We start from the raw sequence: 17,473 nt of genomic DNA, 5'->3' as shown, positions 1-17,473 counted from the left end.
CACGGTCACGCCACCGACTCGGCGACGAACCGGTCGCGGACGGCCAGGACCCGGTAGAGGCCGAGTGCGACACCGCAACCGATGAACCAGCTGTACTGGGCAGCGGTGTGCATGCCGTACACGGTGCCCGCCAGGAGCACGGGAAGCGCCGCGAGCACCGCGCCAGACACGGTGGCGATGACCGCGACCTTGTTGTATCCGCCCGTGTACCAGTACTTTCCGGACTCGGACATCGTGAACAGGTCGTCGACGACCACCTTCTGCTTGCGCACCAGGTAGTAGTCGGCGAGCAGCACGCCGAACAGTGGGCCGATGAAGGCGCCCAGGATCTCCAGCGTGTAGTGGATGACCTCCGGGTTGTTGTAGAGGTTCCACGGGGTGATGAGCACCGAGCCAACCGCGGCGATCATGCCGCCGGCACGCCAGCTGATGCGCTGCGGGCTGACGTTGGAGAAGTCGAACGCCGGGCTGATGAAGTTGGCGACGATGTTGATGCCGATGGTGGCGATGGTGAAGGTCAAGGCACCCAACACGATTGCGAAGGTGCTGTCGATGCGGGCCACGGTCTGCACGGGATCGGTGAGCAGTTCGCCGAACACCGGCAGCGTCAGTGACGCGGTGACCACCACCAGCACCGAGAACACCAGGAAGTTGACCGGCAGCCCGAGGAAATTGCCCTTCTTGACGGCGGCGAACGACTTGCCGTAGCGGGAGAAGTCACCGAAGTTGAGCATCGGACCGGAGAAGTAGGACACCACCAACGCGATGGCGCCGAGCATCACCGGCACCGAGTCGAGGCCGGTGTACTTGACCGCGCCGAGGTTGAGATCGATTGCGCCCCAGCCCGCCTTGTAGATGAGGTAGCCACACAGCAGGAACATGACGACGTAGACGGCGGGGCCGCAGAAGTCGATGAACCTGCGGATCGCCTCCATGCCGCGCCAGAAGACGCAGGCCTGCAACACCCACAGCGACAGGAAACTGGCCCAGCCCAGCAGCGGCAACCCGAGGAAGCCGTGGGTGCCCAGGTCGGCATAGGGGGCCAGCCCCGGAAACAGCTTGAGCAGCACGACATCCAGGGCGGCCGATGCCAGGTAGGTCTGGATGCCGTACCAGGCCACCGCGATCAGCCCGCGGATGATGGCCGGGATGTTGGCACCCAGCACGCCGAACGCGGTGCGACAGATCACCGGATACGGCACACCGGCGGCCTGGCTCGGCTTGGCGACCAGGTTGCACAGGAAGTACACGAGGGTGATGCCGATCAGCAGCGCCACCAGCACCTGCCAACTGGCCAGGCCCAGCGCGAAGAGGCTGCCCGCGGTGACGTAGCCGCCGACGCTGTGCACGTCGGACATCCAGAACGCGAAGATGTTGTAGGAACCCCAGCTCTGCTTGCCCAGCGGAGCGAGGTCCTCGTTGGTCAATCGCGGGTCGTAATCCGGTTTGATGACGCCGCCGCCGACCGGGTGGCCGGCGGCCTCGACGATGTCACCTGCGCCGATCACCGCGCCCGGTGGGGTGGTGTCCTTGGGAACGAGGGTGTCAGTCATGCTCGAAAACGCTAGAAATGCAACGTTTCCCTGCTGTTTCCCCGGAGATATGGGGCAATTGCGGAAAAGATATATGTTCGCCGCTACGCCAGCAGCCCGGTGTCCGTCGGCAGTTTCGCGATCACCGCGTTGAGCCGGACGGCGTGGTCTTCCGCGACGGCGATCAGGCGCTCCGCATCGCCGGCGACGAAGGCGTCGACCATAGCGCAATGATCGGCATGCAGGTCGGCCCGGTCCTCACGGCTGACATGCAGCATCGACTGCACGGGTTCGGTGACGTTCCACGCCGCCTCCAGCATGTGCAGCAGCCGATACATGCGTGACGGTCGGGTGAGCGCGGCATGCAACTCCCGGCTCTGCCGGTGGTAGGCGCCGGCGTCGTCGTCGCGGATGGCCTGCTCCAGACTGACATTGACCGCGACCGCCGCCGCGCGGTCGGCATCGGTTGCGTTGGCCACGGCGACCCCCAGCGACGCCGACTCCAAAGCCTCACGCACGATGTACATTTCGCGTAGTTCCTGCGGCGTCAACAGGGCCACGGTGTAGCCGAAGTTGAGCCGGTGCTCCACCAGCCCTTCTCCGATGAGCGTTTTCAGCGCCTCCCGCACCGGGATCTGGCTGACGCCGAAGACATCCGCGACCTCGGCCAACGGGATCGGCGTCCCCGGCGGCACCCCGCCGTCGAGCACCGCGCGGCGCAGTTCGTTCAGCACGCCCTGCTGTGACGGCGCGGCCCGATCCGCCACCAGCTGTCCGAGCAGGACAGAACGCCGGTGGGGCCGCATCCCCGCAGCGTAGGTCGGTGTTGTTGCCGAACCCGTTTCGGTGACGTTTCGGCTGAGTAAGCCGAGTCAGTTGTTCAGGACGGCGTGCGCGGCGTTGTAGCCCGGGATGAAGTTGACGGCCGGGCCGCCGTGACAGCCGGCGCCGCCCAGGTAGAGGCCCGCGACCGGCAGTTCCTGATCGAGGTAGCCGCGCGGCCCGGGCCGGTTGGGTCCCATCTGCTCGGGGTGGATCAGGCCGTGGCAGAAGTCGCCGCCGGGAGCGCCGAACATGCGGTCCATGTGCCGCGGTGTGAAGGTGGTGTGGCGCAGGATCAGCTTCTCGAAGTTGGGTGCCACGCGGGTGATCTTGTCGATGACCCGTTGTCCCATTTCTCGTTTCATCGAGCCGTAGTCGCCGCCGCCTTCTACCGGGAACCACAGCGCGTAGGCCGACGATGCGTGCTTGCCGGGCGGGGCCAGCTCGGGGTCCTGGACCGACGGGATCTGCCAGGCGATGGACGGGTCGGCCGGCACTATTCCACAGCGCGCGGCGTCATATTGCTGCTGCAGTTCCTCGGGTGTGCTGAAAAGGCCGATGGTGCCCTGTAATTCGGGGTTGTTCAGAATCTCGTACGGCTCGGCGAACTCGGGAATGCCGTCGAGGGCAAAGTGCATCTGCAGGTAGCTGCCGCGGTGGTCGACGCGCGTGTAGCGGGCCCGGACGTCGTCAGGCGCGGCGGCACCGAGCAGGCGGTCCACGGTCACCGATGGTGCGAGTGACGAGACCACCACGGGCGCAGCGATTTCCGTGCCGTCCTCCAGCCGGACGCCGGTGACCCGCCCGTCGTCGACGGTGACGGCGGCGACGGCACTGCGCAGCCGGACCTCGCCGCCGTGCGCCACGAACGTGTCCTCGAGGTGCTTGGTCAGCGCGCCGATGCCGCCCTTGAGCTTTCGCATCAGCGACGCACCGTCGGTCGGCACCGCGAGGCCGAAGGCCAGCGCGGCGGCACTGCCGGGGGTGGCCGGTCCGCGGTAGGTGGAGTTGCACGCCAGCACCGACAGCATGCCGCGGATGGCGCCGTGCTTGTCCTTGTCGGGCAGGTAGCGGTCCAGGACGTCGGTCACCGAGCCGAAGAGCATGTCGGTGATGGCCGACCGCTCGAATTCGTTTGTGGCACAGGCATACATCTCGTCGTACGTCTTGGGCGGCAGTCCGGCGTCGAACCGGCCGAGGGCCCGGGCGGGTGCCATGCTCCAGGCCATCAGCCCGGCCATGCCGTTGACGGCCTCGGCGCCGTGCACCTCGTTCATGTGCGTGAGCAGCTTCATGGGATCGGAGTAGAAGAGGAACGGCTCGTCGCCGATCCCCCGCATGTTCACCGACATGACTTCCAGTTCGACACTCGGCACCTCGTCGAGGCCCAGCTCCTGGCTGACCTTGAGCGACGTCGGGAACTGCTCCGAGCCGGCGATCTCGAACTTGAAGCCGTCGAAGAGCTCCACGGTCGAGGCCATGCCGCCCGCGTAGAGCTTGGCTTCCAGACAGAGCGTGCGCAGGCCCGCTTTCTGGAGCAGCACCGCCGAAGCCAGCCCGTTGTGCCCTGCTCCCACCACGATTGCGTCGAATTGCGCCATTTCCGCAGAGTCGCACCCGCGCATAGTTTTGTCAATAGTGACAAAACTTGCCGACGGAGGTCAGACGGGCCCGGCGGCCAGCTGATCCAGTGCCTGGTGACACATGCGCGCCAGATCCGCCAGCGACCGCTCGGCGCCCAGCATCCACACCTCCATGGCCCCGAACACCGCGGCGGCGATGGTCCGCGACGTCACCGCGATGCGCAGCAGGTCATCCGACCCGCCGCGCCGCGCCAGATGCTCGGCGATGGCATCGGCGAAGTCCGCCTCGACCTGCCGGATGTGGCTGACGATCCGGTCGGCGTCGAGTTCCTGCTCGCGCAGCGCAGCGATCTTGGTGACGGCGCCGAAGTCGTACGGAAAGGCGAAGATCGCGGCCTGAACAGCCGCCAGCACCGGCTCGTCCGCGGGTCGCCCGGCGAGCGCGGTCCGAAACCAGTGCAGACCGGCGTCGTAGTCGGCGAACAGCAGCTCGTGCTTGGACGTGAAGTGCCGGTAGAACGTGCGCAGCGAGACACCGGCGTCGGCGGCGATCTCCTCGGCCGTGGTGCCCTCGACACCCTGCGCCAGAAATCGGACCAACGCCGCCTGTTGCAGCGCCTCACGCGTGCGTTCACTACGTACGGTCTGCGGCGGCCGGGGCATCCCAGTACGGTACCGCAGAATGTTTTGTCATGATTGACAAAACATTTCGCGGCGAGCAGACTCCGCTGACATGGTCTCGCTCATCGTCCACGCCGTCCTCGGACTGATCACGATCGCGTTCATCGTCAAGCTCAATCCTGCCGTCTTCCGCAAGCCCGCCGACGGACCCGCGTTCTCGGCACTCGAGTCGGCCTACTACGTGATCGGCATCGCCTCGATAGCGCTCGGCTACTACTTCAACACCAAGTTCGTCATGGAATACCAACCGCCAGGCGGCAATCCGATCACCGGTCCAGGCAGCTGGTCGGACTACATCCGGCTGATGTTCGTCAACCCCGCGGCGTCCTCGGCCGGCCAGGACTACACCATCATCAACGTCATCCTGCTGCCGCTGTTCACCATCGCCGACGGGCTGCGACGCGGCATCCGGCACCCGTGGCTGTTCTTCGTCAGCAGCCTGTTCACCAGTTGCGCATTCGCGCTGGCGTTCTACTTCGCCGTCATCGCGCGGCAGCAGCGGCACGAGCGCACCGTCGACCACGTCAGGAGTTCTGCGACAATCCAGGGGTGACGCCACCGGGGATGGCCGCCCGCCTGCGGCCCTACGCCTCCACGATCTTCGCCGAGATGTCGGCGCTGGCCGCCCGGGTCGGCGCCGTCAACCTCGGCCAGGGTTTTCCCGACGAGGACGGCCCGGCGCCCATGCTGACGGTGGCGCAGCAGGCCATCGCGGACGGCGTCAACCAGTACCCGCCCGGCCCGGGCATCCCCGCGCTGCGCCAGGCCATCGCCGCCCAGCGCAAGCGGCACTACGGCATCGACTACGACCCGGACACCGAGGTACTGGTCACCGTCGGCGGCACCGAGGCCATCGCGTCGGCAGTGATCGGGCTGGTCGAACCGGGCTCTGAAGTGCTGATCATCGCGCCCTTCTACGACTCCTACTCCCCCGTGATCGCCATGGCCGGCTGCCGCCGCGTCGTCGTTCCGCTGGCGCCCGACGGCCACGGCTTCGCCATCGACATCGACCGGCTTCGCGCCGCGATCACGCCCCGGACCCGCGCCCTGATCCTGAACTCACCGCACAACCCGACCGGCATGGTCGCCAGCGACGACGAGCTGAAGGCCATCGCCGCGCTCGCCATCGAGCACGACCTCCTGGTCATCACCGACGAGGTCTACGAGCAGCTGACGTTCGACGGTCATCAGCACCGGCCGCTGGCGGGGTACCCCGGCATGGCCGCGCGCACCGTCACCATCTCCAGCGCCGCCAAGATGTTCAACTGCACCGGCTGGAAGATCGGCTGGGCGTGCGGGCCCGCCGACCTGATCGCCGGGGTCCGCGCCGCCAAGCAATATCTGACGTACGTCGGCGGCGCGCCGTTCCAGCCGGCCGTCGCGCACGCGCTGGACCACGAGGACGCCTGGGTCGCGGCGCTGCGAAAGTCCTACCGCGGCAAGCGGGACCGGTTGGCCGGTGCCCTGACCGACATCGGCTTCGACGTGCACGACAGCTTCGGCACCTACTTCCTGTGCGCCGATCCCCGGCCGCTGGGGTACGACGACAGCACCGCATTCTGCGCCGCGCTACCCGAGCGCGTCGGCGTCGCGGCCATCCCCATGTCGGCATTCCTCGATCCCGACTCGCCTGACTCCGCCGGCTGGAATCACCTGGTGCGCTTCGCCTTCTGCAAACGCGACGACACCCTCGACGAGGCCATCAGCCGCCTCCGCACCCTGTGATTTGTGCACGATTTTCCGCGGTCGGCGCGGAAAATCGTGCACAAATCCCTAGGTGTCCTGGGTGAGGAGCCCGGTGTCGGTGGGCAGGGTGCCGATCGCGGCGTCGACGCTGTCGTTGTGCCGCTGCGCAATGGCACTGAGGCGCTCGGTGTCCCGGGCCAGGAACGCCTCGAGCATCTCCTCGTGATCGCCGTTGAGCTTGGCTCGGTCGTCCGGCGTCACATGCATCATGGCCTGCACGGGTTCGATCATGTTCCAGGACATTTCGAGGATGTGCAGCAGCCGGTGCATGCCGGACGGGCGCACCAGCGCCATGTGGAAGTTGCGGCTCTCCCGCTGGAACGCCGCGCCGTCGGAGTCCCGAATCGCTTGCGCCATCCGGTCATTGGCTTCGATCGCCAATGTCCGCTCGTGATCGGACGCCTTCTGCGCGGCCATCGCAAGCGCCGCACCCTCCAACGCCGCGCGCACGACGTACATCTCGTGCAGTTCCTGCTTCGTCATCCGGGCGACGGTGTACCCCGAGTTGGGCCGGTGCGTCACCAGGCCCTCGCTGATGAGCGTCTTGAGTGCCTCGCGGACGGGGATGTGGCTCACGCCGAACAGTTCGGCGACCTCGGTCAGCGGCACCGGGGTTCCCGGGGGCGCGTCACCGCGCAGGATCACCCGGCGCAGCTCGGTCACCACGGTCTGCTGCGGCCCGCCGTTCCGCACCACCACCAGCTTCTCCAACAACGGAGAAGGTGGGCGGTCGGTCATACGAACCCCCTGTCGACAGACTGTGGACTACCCGTAGAGGCGAGTCACCCGGGCCCGCAGCCGGTCGACCGCAGCATCGAGCACCAGTTTGCGGGCTCGGCGCAACAGGAACTCGGGAATGGGAGCGACGAGGTCCACGATGATGTCGAATCGCACCCGGGTCCGGTCGCCCTCGCGAGTCAGTTTGTACTCGGCATGTTGCCCACGCTGCTGGAAGGTGTCGGCCGCGTCCCACACCACCCAGTCATCACCCCAGTGGTACTCCAGGAGCTCCTTGTCGGTGATGCCCATGATCTTCACGGTCGCTTTGACATGGTGCGGACGACCGTCGGGATACCGATCCAGTACCTGTAGTTCCCGGTGCAAGCTGCGCCATTGCGACGCCTCGTCCATGTCGGCCAGCGCATCCATGATGGCTTCGGGCGAGGCGTCGATCACCAGCTCTCGGGACGCCATAACTGCCATAAGGGCAAATTTAGTCCTCTCCACCGGCCTCGGGTAGAGAATGCGTCAGCTAACTTCCAAAACTGTTACCAACCGACCTCGTCGATCGGGGTGGTCTGCTGCGGCGGGGCACCGACGGGGCCCGACGGAGTCCGCGAGAAGCGCGGCGCGGGGGCGGCCTGGTCCACACCGTCGACGGTGACGATCGTCGACCTGGCCCGGAGGTGCTCGCCGGCGGCGGCCTCGGTCCAGGTGAGCACGGGAGTGACGCAGGCGTCGGTCCCGGCGAATGTCTCGGTCCACTCGACGCGGGTCCGGCTCGCGAACCGGGCAGCAAAGATGTCGCGCATCTCGTCGTAGCGCGCGAGGTCGAACTGGTTCGGCACCTCGGCGGGATCCAGGCCCAGGCCCACAAGTAGCTGAGCGAAGAACTGCGGCTCGATGGAGCCCACCGCCATGTAGCCGCCGTCGGAGGTCTCGTAGACGCGGTAGTACGGGGCGCCGCCGTCCAGGAGGAACGACTCGCGCTGGTCCTTCATCACGCCGGTGGACTTCATGGTCCACATCATCTGGGCCAGCATGCTGACACCGTCGACCATCGCCGCGTCGACGACCTGGCCCCGGCCGGACTGTTCGCGTTCGTACAGCGCGGTGACGATGCCGATGAGCGTCAGCATCGAACCGCCGCCGAAGTCGGCGACCAGGTTCAGCGGCGCCACCGGCGGCCGGTCGCGGTAGCCGATGGCCGACAGCGCACCGGTCTGCGACAGGTAGTTGATGTCATGGCCCGCGGTCTGAGCGAGCGGTCCGTCCTGCCCCCAGCCGGTGATCCGGGCGAAGATCAGGCGGGGGTTGACGGCCTCGCATTCGGCCGGCCCGATGCCGAGGCGCTCGCAGGTGCCGGGACGGAAACAGTCAAGCAGCACATCGGCTTTCGCGGCCAGGGCCAGCAGCGCGGCCGGGTCGGACTTGACGTCGAGGTCGACGATCCGCTTGCCGCGGTGCAGCAGGTCGACGTTCTCGGCCGGCATCGTCAGCCCGCCGGGACGCCGCACCCGCACCACGTCGGCGCCGAGGTCCGCCAGCATCATGGCGGTGTGCGGCCCGGGGCCGATTCCGCCGAGTTCGATCACCTTGACTCCGGCCAATGGCCCCGCATTCGTCATCCCGCGACGTTAGCCCATGGGCCGGAGCGGCTGAATCCCGGTGTGCGTCAGCCCTTCTTGTTCTTGGCCATGAACTTCTTCAGCCCCTCGGTGGCGGTCTCGGCGCCACCGCTGACGCTGCGCTTGAGCAGGAAGCCCGGGATGGGCACCACCGGGTCGACGGTGATCTCGAACTTCACCTTGGTCTTGTTGCCGGCCGGGGTCAGCGTGTACTTGGCTTCCTGCTTCTTCAGCGACGACGACCTGATCAGCACCCAGCTGCCCGTCAGGTCGGTCCAGGTGTATTCAAGGATCTGGTCGTCGGCCATACCGGCGGCCTTGATGGTCATCTTGGCCTGCTTCGGCCGGCCGTTCTCGTAGGTGTCGAGGACCTCGGCCTTGGTGTACTGCGGCGACCACACGGGTGTCTGCGCAAGATCTGCGATGACATCCATGATCTCTTCAGGGGTTGCCTCGATGGTCACTTCGTGCGACGCGCTGACTGCCATGGCGCGACCATAGACCACGGGACCACGCGCCGTGCCCAGATGGTGCAACCAGCGGGACGACCCGCTAGTGGATGTCCGCCTGGATCTTCGCGGCGATGTCGGCGGCCGCCGTCACCGGCGCCTTGGGCGTGCAGGCTTCGACATCGATGATCAGGTTCTCGACGCGCTGCAGAACGTGTTGGCACCAACGTGTTTCGGGCCCGGTGCCGCGCATGATGGGCATCGCGAGTTTGGTGTCGGTGCGCTCCAGGTCGCCGGACAGCCACTTCGGTAACGGCTTGTCGTTGAGCCGGATGTTCACGTGGTGGTTGGTGCACTTGGCCCACCGCTCGGCCGACCGGTTGAAGAAGTTCCGGGCCGCATCGGTTGTCGGGTAGTAAACGACCGACTGCGCCGCCAGGTAGTCCCATTGGTCGCTGTCGGGCACCTGCAACGTCTGCTGCCGCACGGCCTTCCAATCCTGGCCGCTCTTGAGGTCGTTGCCGTCCTTGGAGTAGATGACGGACTCGTCGATCTGCCACACACCGAGGCAGTTCAGGTTCGGCAGCAGGTTGCGGTGGTCGTCCATCCCGTCTTTCGGCGGACGGCCCACCATGCCGGTGACCCCCATCGTCTTGTTCATCTCATCGGGTGTCAGCAGCAGGCTGTCGATGCCCGACTCGGCCACCGTCGTCGGCTTGGCTGGTGTCGGTGTGCCGGCCTTGCCGCCGCACGCCGCCAAGGCCAGGCACAGCACGGCGACGCCGAAGGCGTGTCGCTTCACGTGTTCCTTATATATCCGCGCGATATATCCGCGCGCTCAGGCGTGCGTGCCGGCCGCGGCGCAGCCGCGCTGGACGGCCTCGGCATTGGTGTTGACCTCGGTGGCGGTGCTGTCGAGGCTGCCGCCGGTCATGCCGATACCCATCTTCACCAACAGCTTGGCGGCGCCGACCGACCAGGACCGCATCGGGTTGGCGATCTCCGGGGACAGACCGGGCGTGTTGGCGGCGTCCATCGCGACCGCGGCGGACTGCCGCAGCGTGGTCCGGCCGGCCACGTTGCTCTGGTGGACGTAGGGATCGTTGGCGTCGAGGCTGTCGGCGAAGCCCTCGTAACCGGAGGCTGCACTGTCGAGCGCGGAGGCGAACTGCGAGCACGCCTGCACCGCGGCCGGGTCCGCGTTCGACGAGGTGACACCCGTCGACTGCACGCCGGCGCCGGCATCGATCGGGCCGATCGGGGCAGCTTCATCGTCGGCCGCAGCGGTGGGCAGGTACATCGCCCCGGCGCCGAAGACGGCAGCCGATGCGACAACCAGACGTACCCAGGTGCGTGAAGACTTCACCGTTTCCTCCAAGTCATTCGGTGCGACCGCCGCATCCACCGGGCATGGACACCCGGCAATGACGGACGCTCGGCGTTCGACCCTCCCACGGTCAGGCGTGTAGATGGCCAGTTGGTGAACACAAGACAAACCGGTGATTTCCAATCTCCGTCGGTTGTATTGTACTGCCGGTCGAATGACCCAGATCACACTCGCTGAACTGGGCATTCAATATGCTGCCACCACGACAAATGAATTCACCAATACACGCATATTCCTGTGTTGCCCACTGGTTGATAACGCAGGGGCAAGTTTTTGCAGTCCGTTAACCGTCCGGCAACCCGGCCAGTAGATGCTCCGCAGCGACACAAATTCAGCAACGCACAGCGATCCGCAGCAACGCTGATTACCCGATACGAGAGGCGCGCTCATCACCATGTCGAACCGTTATGCCATGTTGGCAGCCCTTTGCGTGGTGCTCCCGGTCGGCACCGCGCCGCTGGCACTCGCTGACCCGCCAGCCGACCCGGCTGTGCAGCCGGCCGGCAACCCGGCCCCGCCGCCTCCGGGCGAGGGCGCCGTGCCGTCGGGCCCCGCCGGCATCCTGGACACCCCGGACGGCTGGCACATCGAGGTCACCGGCAGCAACGAGACCCAGCTGCCCGTCGCCCCCCTGACCACCGCGATCTCCTCGCGTGAGTACTGGGTCGCCGGTACCTTCACCGGCAAGATCACCGGTAGCGGCAAGACCAAACTGGCTGGTGGAACGCTGGAAGCCGGCGAGCAGATCGGTTGCGGCATCATCTCCGACGAGGCTGAGATCAACCCCGGCGCCAGCTTCACGCCCGGTATCAAGATCCCGTTCGCCGGCACCGACCCCAGCTTCGGTACCGGTATCAGCCTGCAGGGCAAGGTGTACCTGAAGCCCGGCACCGTGACCACCGTCGCGATCGACAAGAAGTCGTTCAAGGGCACCACCGCCCGCGTGACGATCACCGGCGTCCGGATCAAGACCGACCAGTGCGCCGGCCAGTCGTTCATCCGGTCGTACGCCACCTTGACCAGCTCGACCGACAACACCGACGACGTCATCACCTACCTCGGTGTGACCAAGTCCGTCTGACGCTGCTGCCCGGTGCGGGCGAACAAGCTCGCCACGAGCCCCGCCCGCACCGGCCACGGACATCCGACGTGAATTTAATCAGTCAGATCAAAAATATTGTCACTGATTAAACAATTTGATCCTTCCACATAAAAATGCCAGTTCCGAGTAATTGGCCAGCCGTTCACCGATTCGAAATCCGAATATTGAATGCTCCGAGAATCGAAAACCGTTTCATTCTCGGATTCCAACCCACGAGAGGCGCCGTAACCCCATGTTGAACCGACTTGCCACATTGGCTGCCGCAGCGGGCGTGCTGCTGTCGGCGACCGTTACGCCGCTCGCCCTGGCCGACCCGGTCGATCCCGCCGGCTTCGACGGCCCGCCGCCGGACACCGGCATCGTGGCCTCCGACGAGCCGGCCCGCATCACCAGCCCGGACGGCTGGGTCCTGGAGGTCGTGGCCAAGAACGAGACCCAGTTGCCCGTCGCCCCGCTGACCACCGCCGTCAGCTCGCGTGAATACCTGGTGGGCGGCACGTTCACCGGCACCGTCACCGGCAACGGCAAGACCAAGCTCAACGGCGGCACGCTGGAGGCCGGCTACCAGATCGGCTGCGGTATCGAGCTCGGCCAGGTCCGTCTGATCGGCCAGATCGGTATCAGCACCTCCGGCTCCACCCTGGCCGGCCTGCTGCCCACCGGTGTCAGCGTCCCGATGTCGGGCACCATCGAAATCCACGCCAAGCCGGGCACCGTGACCCAGGTGCCGGTCGACAAGAAGACCTTCAAGTCGGCTCCGGTCCGCGTGACCCTCAAGGACACCCACATCAAGGTCGACGGTTGCGTCGGTCAGTCGTTCCTGCGGTCGTACGCGGTGCTGACCAGCTCGACCACCGACACGGACGACATCGTCGCCTACTACGGCATCACCAAGTCGGTCTGATGCATCGGGTTACCCGCGGAATTGTCACCGCCGCAGCGGTTTTCGCTGCGGCGGCGGCAATGACGCAAACTGATATCGCATCCGCCGACCCGGTCGTGCCCACTCCGGTTCCGGCACCCGGCCCCGCTCTGCCGCCGCCGGCCCCGGTTGCGGCCGACGGTCCGGGCGCCAACCTGGCGGTTCCGATCGCGGGCGCCAACCTGGGCCCGCAGGGTCTGAACGTCCTGGGACAGTCCAACGACGTCAATCCGCTGGCCGCCGCCCTCGGCGCACCGTCGGACCTCACCGGTCTCGACCGCGGCTCCGTTCTCGGCCAGTACGCCACGCCCTCGGCCCCCGGTGCGGGTGGTCCCGTCACGCCTCCCAATCTGCGGGCCTTCAACAACGCCTACGGCCCGCAGCAGTGCATCAAGCCGTCGGCTCCGGGTAAGTGCGAGCAGTTCGGCGTCGAAGCCGGCCAGGAGAACGAAGACGTGACCGGCCGGCAGTGGCTGGGTCGCTACATCGACATGTACCGCGACGGTCGCCTGAAGGGCGGCCTGCTCGGACAGATGCCGCGCGAACAGCTCGGTGAGTCCCTGCCCGGCACGGCGCCGCCACCTGGCACCAACATCCCGCCGGGTCTGGTGGAGTTCCGTCCGGACCCCGCCGATGTCCCGCCCCCGCCCGGCGCACCGGTTCCCCCGGTTCCGCCGGCACCCGCCAACTGAACACACGATTCGGGCCCGTCAACTCCGGTTGACGGGCCCGAATCGTCTGTTCGTCCGGCCATGCCGAATTCAGACGGCCGCGCCGTTTTGGCCGCGGCGCACGGACCGGTCACGTATACACGAGCAATGACGGTAAGCGCCGGTCTGTACGGCGTCGGGGGAATCGCGGCGGCCATCATCGGGGCAGCACTCACCACCGGGACCGCTGTCGCATGGGCCGACACCGAGTCCGGGCACGACGCTGCCGGCAGTCCCGCCGCCTCGGCGGCCAGTGCCACCGCGCATGCCGGCAGCGACAGTTCAACCAAGTCCCCCGGTCGGCCGGCACATGCTGCGCCGCCCCGCTCGAGCGGAACCCGCCCATCCGCCGGCAGCACGCCGGCGACGCGTTCAGCTGGTAAACAGCCGCAGCGCACGGCCGCAGCGACCACCGCTGCCTCATCGCCGCGACCGCACACCACGTCGAAACCCGTTGCCACCAAACCCAAATCAGCTGCCAAGGCAGTGGCCGCGGCTGCTCCGGCGACCCCGCAAGCCACCGGCACCAGCGCAACCGCTGTCGCCGCGACGCTCCCCTCCGCAGCGACTCAGGCGGCGCCGAACGCCGTACCGGCACTTCCCACCAATGCGGCCGGCTGGTTCCAGGCGGTGATCTACAACCCGCTGCACACCGGCATCCAAGGCTGGATCACCAGTCCGCTCGGGCAGGGCGTCGACGGCGTCATCAACAGGCTGGCCGGCACCTACGTGATCGGCAACGGCCGCACCGGCACCGCGACCGCACCCAACGGCACCGCCGGCGGATGGCTGTTCGGCGATGGCGGAGCCGGCTGGGACAGCACCGAAGCCGCGGTCCCCGGAGGCAACGGCGGCGCGGCGGGCATGGTCGGCAATGGTGGACGGGGCGGGGCCGGTGGCGCCGGAGCGTCGGGCGGCACCGGCGGCCCCGGCGGTTTCCTGATGGGCATCGGCGGCCACGGTGGTGCGGGCGGTGCCCAGGCCGGCGGTACCGGCGGGCCCGGCGGCAAGGGCGGAAACGGTCGCGGCGTGCTGTTCGGCGGCGGCGGCGCCGGTGGCCGAGGCGGCGACGGAGCCGATGGCGGCCGCGGCGGGAACGGCGGCAACGGTGCCTTCATCCTGGGTATCGGTGGTGGCGGCGGCGACGCCGGAAACAGCGGCGTCGGCGGCAGCTCCACGGGCCTGCCGGCGCTCGGCGGCGCCGGCGGCAACGCGGGCTTGCTGGGCAACCACGGCGCGGTCGGCAAGTCCGGTACCGGCGCCACCCTCGTGCAGACCGGCGTGAACAACTCCATGCTGTCCGTGACGCCGACCGGCGTCTGGCTGACCAACAGCGACGGGCAGGTCGTCCTGCTGCACGGGTTCAACGAGGTGTACAAGCTGGGGCCCTACGATCCGGCGGCCAGCGGATTCAGCGAAGACGACGCCGCATTCCTGGCGGCCAACGGTTTCAACGTGGTGCGACTCGGGGTCATCTGGGCCGGGGTCGAACCCCAGCCCGGCGTGTACGACGCCGCCTACGTCGACTCGATCCGGCAGACCGTCGACATGCTCTCGGCGCACGGCATCTACACGATCATCGACATGCACCAGGACCTCTACAGCGCATCTCTCGGCGGCGAGGGTGCTCCGGAGTGGGCCACCAAGACCGGTGGGCTGCCCAACCGGAGTTTCGGTTTCCCCGGCAGCTACTACCTGAACCCCGCCGAGACCGCGGCGTGGGATGGCTTCTGGAACAACACAACTGCCGCCAACGGAATCGGCCTCGAGGACAACTACGCCAAGGCCTGGGAGACGGTCGCTGCCGCCGTCGCCGGCAACACCAGCGTCATCGGGTACGACATCATGAACGAACCCTTCCCGGGCACGTCATGGTTGCCGACGCTGCTGGGCAGTCCGTTCTACGCGACGCAGCAGCTGACGCCGATGTACAACCAGGTGGCCGCCGCCATCCGGGCCGTCGATCCGAACACCGCGCTGTTCGTCGAACCCGCCAATCCCGCGGTGTCCGAAGTTCCCGCGATCCTCGGCCTACCCATCCAGTTGGGCGCCATCGACGACGCGAAAGTCGTTCTGGCGTTTCATGACTATTGCGCCGGCTCGGCCACCAGCAGCATCTGCGGATGGCTGGCCATGCAGCAGGCCGCCACCGCGCACGCCTACGGGAAAGCCAACAACATCCCCGTGTTCATGGACGAATTCGGCGCCTCCCACCTGCCATCGGATCTGAGAGCCGAGATGAATGCCGCCGACCGGTACCTGATGAGCTGGTCCGAATGGGCCTACTCCGGTGTCGGTGACATCACCACCAGCGGCAGCACCGACGGCGAGTCGGTGGTCTACGACCCGGCCCTGCCGCCGATCGGTGACAACGTCAACACCGGCAACCTGCAGGTGCTGGCCGCGCCGTACCCACAGGCGGTGTCCGGCACGCCGCTCAAGCTGTCAAATGCCAATGGCGCCTTCACTTTCAGTTACTCGACCGCCAAGGCGGACGGTTCGGGTAGCTTCGCGGCCGGCTCGTTGAGCACCATGTCGGTGCCGGCCATCGCCTACCCGAACGGGTACACAGTCAGCGTCACCGGCGGCCACGTGGTCTCGGCCGCGAACGCACCGACATTGGTGATCGCGTCGGACGCCGACACCGGTGTCGTTCAGGTCGTGGTGACCGCCGCGCCGTAGCGTTGCCGGACCGTGATCCCATCCAGCGGAACTCGCCCGCTGCCTCGTCAGCTCCGGTCGTACCGTTCAGCGCGCACCGAAAGATGGTGCCTGGAAACATCATTCACGGCCAGGAGGACAACGATGGCGGCACGGCGAAAGCTCACAACCCGAGCTTCGATCGCGATCGCGGGCGCTGTGTGCGCACTACCGATCGTGGTGGCGAGCAATCCCGCACAAGCCGACGCACCCAACCGGGCGCCGACCGTCGTGTACATCGTCGAACACGGTGAACCGGTGTTCTCCGATCCCACCCTCCCGCTGTCGAGCAACGGGATTCAATACGCGAAGGCCGTCGCCAAGGTCCTGCAGGACATCAGGTTCAACAACGTGTACGCATCGAGTGCGCTGCGGTCCAAGCAGACCGTGTCGTACACCGCCGCCGCGCGCGGACTGGCGGTTCAGCAGTTGCCCAACGCGGATCCCAGCACTCCGTCCGCCGCAGCCGCCGAACCGCTGGCCCAAGCAGTCTCGAGCCTTCCCGCCGGATCGGTCGCACTCGTGGGCGGCAACACCGAGAACATCTTCCGCATCATGAATCTCCTCGGCATTCCCGTGGTGGCGGGATGCGGCCCCGACCAGCAATGCGTGCCGTGCCTGGACAAGACGTGCTTCACACCCAATGACCTGAGCAGTATTTGGCAGGTGACGCTGCATCCCGGCAGCCCACAGGGCACGCGCCCGGCCCCCACGGTGCAGCGCATCCACCCGGAAACCCCGAACACCTTCAATCCGCCGCGCTAGCCGATCGTCGGGCTCGAAGGCGGGCGTAGCGTAGCCGTTGTGTCCGCCGAGCCCAACAATCACTACCACCACCTGGCATTCGGCCCCGATGCCCTGGATCGTCAGCAGCGCAACGGCAGCTATCTGGCGTACGGCCGGCACACCGAGCGCGCCGACGACGGACCGCAGCGCCTCGACGACCGCGAGCTGCTGATGATCCGGCGCGCCGACCAGTTCTGTCTGGCCACCGTCACACCCAACGGCTGGCCCTACCTCCAATACCGCAGTGGCCCAGCCGGATTCGTACGGTACCTGCCCGAGACCGACCGGCTGCGGTTCATCGATCTGCCCGGCAACAACCAGTTCGTCACCCTCGGCAATCTGGCCGCCGACGACCGGCTGGCGATGTTCTTCGTCGACTACCCGCGACGCACCCGCCTCAAGGTCTTCGGCCGCGGGACGGTCATCGAGGACGGTCCGCAGCGCGAGATCGAGATCGCGGTCGAGGCCTTCGACTGGAACTGCTCACGCTCCATCATTCCCCGCTTCGACCGCGAGTACCTGCGCGAACTCGGCGAGGCATACCAGGCCAGGTTCGACGGCCGCGAGGCCGAACTGCAGGCCGAGATCGACGCGCTCAAGGCACGGGTGGCGGAGTTGGAGGCGCGCTCAGCCGACGCGTAATTGGGATCGGTAGCGACCGCGACGCCCTCAAATTGGCGGAACAGCACCGCCGACGAGTGCGAC

The 17,473-nt window shown here is 67.1% G+C and carries 18 protein-coding genes; 8 read left to right on the top strand and 10 right to left on the bottom strand.

Annotation, left to right across the window (positions count from 1 at the left end):
• Window positions 1–5: 5 nt before the first annotated feature.
• The 4 genes from VXD91_RS21260 to VXD91_RS21245 form a co-directional block, all read right to left on the bottom strand.
• A complete protein-coding gene (locus VXD91_RS21260; protein WP_346416322.1) occupies window positions 6–1,553 on the bottom strand; it encodes an NCS1 family nucleobase:cation symporter-1 in 1,548 nt (515 codons plus the stop codon).
• A gap of 83 nt (window positions 1,554–1,636) precedes the next feature.
• The gene (locus VXD91_RS21255) at window positions 1,637–2,338 is read right to left on the bottom strand and encodes a GntR family transcriptional regulator (RefSeq protein WP_346416321.1); all 702 of its coding nucleotides are present in this window, start codon (window positions 2,336–2,338) and stop codon (window positions 1,637–1,639) included.
• A gap of 66 nt (window positions 2,339–2,404) precedes the next feature.
• Window positions 2,405–3,955: an NAD(P)/FAD-dependent oxidoreductase gene (locus VXD91_RS21250; protein WP_346416320.1), complete on the bottom strand. Its 1,551-nt coding sequence runs from the start codon at window positions 3,953–3,955 to the stop codon at window positions 2,405–2,407.
• A 60-nt stretch (window positions 3,956–4,015) separates the two neighbouring features.
• Window positions 4,016–4,600, bottom strand: coding sequence for a TetR/AcrR family transcriptional regulator (locus VXD91_RS21245; protein WP_346416319.1), 585 nt, complete (start codon window positions 4,598–4,600; stop codon window positions 4,016–4,018).
• Between the two features lie 70 nt (window positions 4,601–4,670).
• On the opposite strand from VXD91_RS21245, the gene VXD91_RS21240 reads away from it, so the two are divergent.
• Both VXD91_RS21240 and VXD91_RS21235 read left to right on the top strand, forming a co-directional pair.
• Entirely contained in the window at window positions 4,671–5,171 is a 501-nt protein-coding gene (locus VXD91_RS21240; protein WP_346416318.1) for a DUF2834 domain-containing protein, read from the top strand.
• A gap of 11 nt (window positions 5,172–5,182) precedes the next feature.
• The gene (locus VXD91_RS21235; protein WP_346416343.1) at window positions 5,183–6,343 is read left to right on the top strand and encodes a pyridoxal phosphate-dependent aminotransferase; all 1,161 of its coding nucleotides are present in this window, start codon (window positions 5,183–5,185) and stop codon (window positions 6,341–6,343) included.
• Between the two features lie 48 nt (window positions 6,344–6,391).
• Here VXD91_RS21235 and VXD91_RS21230 read toward each other — a convergent pair whose 3' ends face one another.
• The 6 genes from VXD91_RS21230 to VXD91_RS21205 form a co-directional block, all read right to left on the bottom strand.
• On the bottom strand, window positions 6,392–7,102 hold the full coding sequence (locus tag VXD91_RS21230) for a GntR family transcriptional regulator (RefSeq protein WP_346416317.1): 711 nt from the start codon (window positions 7,100–7,102) through the stop codon (window positions 6,392–6,394).
• A gap of 27 nt (window positions 7,103–7,129) precedes the next feature.
• Entirely contained in the window at window positions 7,130–7,567 is a 438-nt protein-coding gene (locus VXD91_RS21225; protein ID WP_029104636.1) for an SRPBCC family protein, read from the bottom strand.
• Window positions 7,568–7,632: 65 nt separating this feature from the next.
• On the bottom strand, window positions 7,633–8,712 hold the full coding sequence (locus VXD91_RS21220) for a CaiB/BaiF CoA-transferase family protein (RefSeq protein ID WP_346416316.1): 1,080 nt from the start codon (window positions 8,710–8,712) through the stop codon (window positions 7,633–7,635).
• Between the two features lie 47 nt (window positions 8,713–8,759).
• The gene (locus VXD91_RS21215; protein ID WP_133426512.1) at window positions 8,760–9,200 is read right to left on the bottom strand and encodes an SRPBCC family protein; all 441 of its coding nucleotides are present in this window, start codon (window positions 9,198–9,200) and stop codon (window positions 8,760–8,762) included.
• 64 nt (window positions 9,201–9,264) lie between these two features.
• The gene (locus VXD91_RS21210; RefSeq protein ID WP_346416315.1) at window positions 9,265–9,963 is read right to left on the bottom strand and encodes a sensor domain-containing protein; all 699 of its coding nucleotides are present in this window, start codon (window positions 9,961–9,963) and stop codon (window positions 9,265–9,267) included.
• A 36-nt stretch (window positions 9,964–9,999) separates the two neighbouring features.
• On the bottom strand, window positions 10,000–10,527 hold the full coding sequence (locus tag VXD91_RS21205) for a hypothetical protein (protein ID WP_346416314.1): 528 nt from the start codon (window positions 10,525–10,527) through the stop codon (window positions 10,000–10,002).
• A 433-nt stretch (window positions 10,528–10,960) separates the two neighbouring features.
• Between VXD91_RS21205 and VXD91_RS21200 the strand changes: the two genes are divergently transcribed.
• The 6 genes from VXD91_RS21200 to VXD91_RS21175 all read left to right on the top strand — a co-directional run bounded on the left by VXD91_RS21200 (window position 10,961) and on the right by VXD91_RS21175 (window position 17,410).
• Window positions 10,961–11,629 (top strand): MspA family porin, encoded by a 669-nt coding sequence (locus VXD91_RS21200; protein ID WP_064981957.1) that lies wholly within the window; start codon window positions 10,961–10,963, stop codon window positions 11,627–11,629.
• A gap of 253 nt (window positions 11,630–11,882) precedes the next feature.
• Window positions 11,883–12,554, top strand: a complete 672-nt coding sequence (locus tag VXD91_RS21195; protein WP_064981960.1) for an MspA family porin — start codon at window positions 11,883–11,885, stop codon at window positions 12,552–12,554.
• 59 nt (window positions 12,555–12,613) lie between these two features.
• Window positions 12,614–13,264 (top strand): hypothetical protein, encoded by a 651-nt coding sequence (locus VXD91_RS21190; protein ID WP_346416313.1) that lies wholly within the window; start codon window positions 12,614–12,616, stop codon window positions 13,262–13,264.
• Between the two features lie 126 nt (window positions 13,265–13,390).
• Window positions 13,391–15,964 carry a cellulase family glycosylhydrolase gene (locus VXD91_RS21185; protein WP_346416312.1) on the top strand — a complete coding sequence of 858 codons (2,574 nt, stop codon included), beginning with the start codon at window positions 13,391–13,393 and terminating at the stop codon, window positions 15,962–15,964.
• Between the two features lie 123 nt (window positions 15,965–16,087).
• Complete coding sequence (locus tag VXD91_RS21180) at window positions 16,088–16,747, top strand: histidine phosphatase family protein (protein ID WP_346416311.1); 660 nt, start codon at window positions 16,088–16,090, stop codon at window positions 16,745–16,747.
• 39 nt (window positions 16,748–16,786) lie between these two features.
• On the top strand, window positions 16,787–17,410 hold the full coding sequence (locus VXD91_RS21175; protein WP_318987348.1) for a pyridoxamine 5'-phosphate oxidase family protein: 624 nt from the start codon (window positions 16,787–16,789) through the stop codon (window positions 17,408–17,410).
• Window positions 17,411–17,473: the final 63 nt, after the last annotated feature.

Origin of the sequence: Mycobacterium sp. SM3041 (genome assembly GCF_039668335.1) — a bacterium.
Lineage (GTDB): Bacteria > Actinomycetota > Actinomycetes > Mycobacteriales > Mycobacteriaceae > Mycobacterium.
The sequence above is the reverse complement of the archived record's forward strand: the minus strand, read 5'-3'. Positions and strand labels throughout refer to the sequence as shown.

What these genes read in the sequence shown, in the direction of transcription:
- VXD91_RS21260 (WP_346416322.1), bottom strand. Translation starts at nt 1,553, where the DNA reads ATGACTGACACCCTCGTTCCCAAGGACACCACCCCACCGGGCGCGGTG.
- VXD91_RS21255 (WP_346416321.1), bottom strand. Translation starts at nt 2,338, where the DNA reads ATGCGGCCCCACCGGCGTTCTGTCCTGCTCGGACAGCTGGTGGCGGAT.
- VXD91_RS21250 (WP_346416320.1), bottom strand. Translation starts at nt 3,955, where the DNA reads ATGGCGCAATTCGACGCAATCGTGGTGGGAGCAGGGCACAACGGGCTG.
- VXD91_RS21245 (WP_346416319.1), bottom strand. Translation starts at nt 4,600, where the DNA reads ATGCCCCGGCCGCCGCAGACCGTACGTAGTGAACGCACGCGTGAGGCG.
- VXD91_RS21240 (WP_346416318.1), top strand. Translation starts at nt 4,671, where the DNA reads ATGGTCTCGCTCATCGTCCACGCCGTCCTCGGACTGATCACGATCGCG.
- VXD91_RS21235 (WP_346416343.1), top strand. Translation starts at nt 5,183, where the DNA reads ATGGCCGCCCGCCTGCGGCCCTACGCCTCCACGATCTTCGCCGAGATG.
- VXD91_RS21230 (WP_346416317.1), bottom strand. Translation starts at nt 7,102, where the DNA reads ATGACCGACCGCCCACCTTCTCCGTTGTTGGAGAAGCTGGTGGTGGTG.
- VXD91_RS21225 (WP_029104636.1), bottom strand. Translation starts at nt 7,567, where the DNA reads ATGGCAGTTATGGCGTCCCGAGAGCTGGTGATCGACGCCTCGCCCGAA.
- VXD91_RS21220 (WP_346416316.1), bottom strand. Translation starts at nt 8,712, where the DNA reads ATGACGAATGCGGGGCCATTGGCCGGAGTCAAGGTGATCGAACTCGGC.
- VXD91_RS21215 (WP_133426512.1), bottom strand. Translation starts at nt 9,200, where the DNA reads ATGGCAGTCAGCGCGTCGCACGAAGTGACCATCGAGGCAACCCCTGAA.
- VXD91_RS21200 (WP_064981957.1), top strand. Translation starts at nt 10,961, where the DNA reads ATGTTGGCAGCCCTTTGCGTGGTGCTCCCGGTCGGCACCGCGCCGCTG.
- VXD91_RS21195 (WP_064981960.1), top strand. Translation starts at nt 11,883, where the DNA reads ATGTTGAACCGACTTGCCACATTGGCTGCCGCAGCGGGCGTGCTGCTG.
- VXD91_RS21190 (WP_346416313.1), top strand. Translation starts at nt 12,614, where the DNA reads ATGACGCAAACTGATATCGCATCCGCCGACCCGGTCGTGCCCACTCCG.
- VXD91_RS21185 (WP_346416312.1), top strand. Translation starts at nt 13,391, where the DNA reads ATGACGGTAAGCGCCGGTCTGTACGGCGTCGGGGGAATCGCGGCGGCC.
- VXD91_RS21180 (WP_346416311.1), top strand. Translation starts at nt 16,088, where the DNA reads ATGGCGGCACGGCGAAAGCTCACAACCCGAGCTTCGATCGCGATCGCG.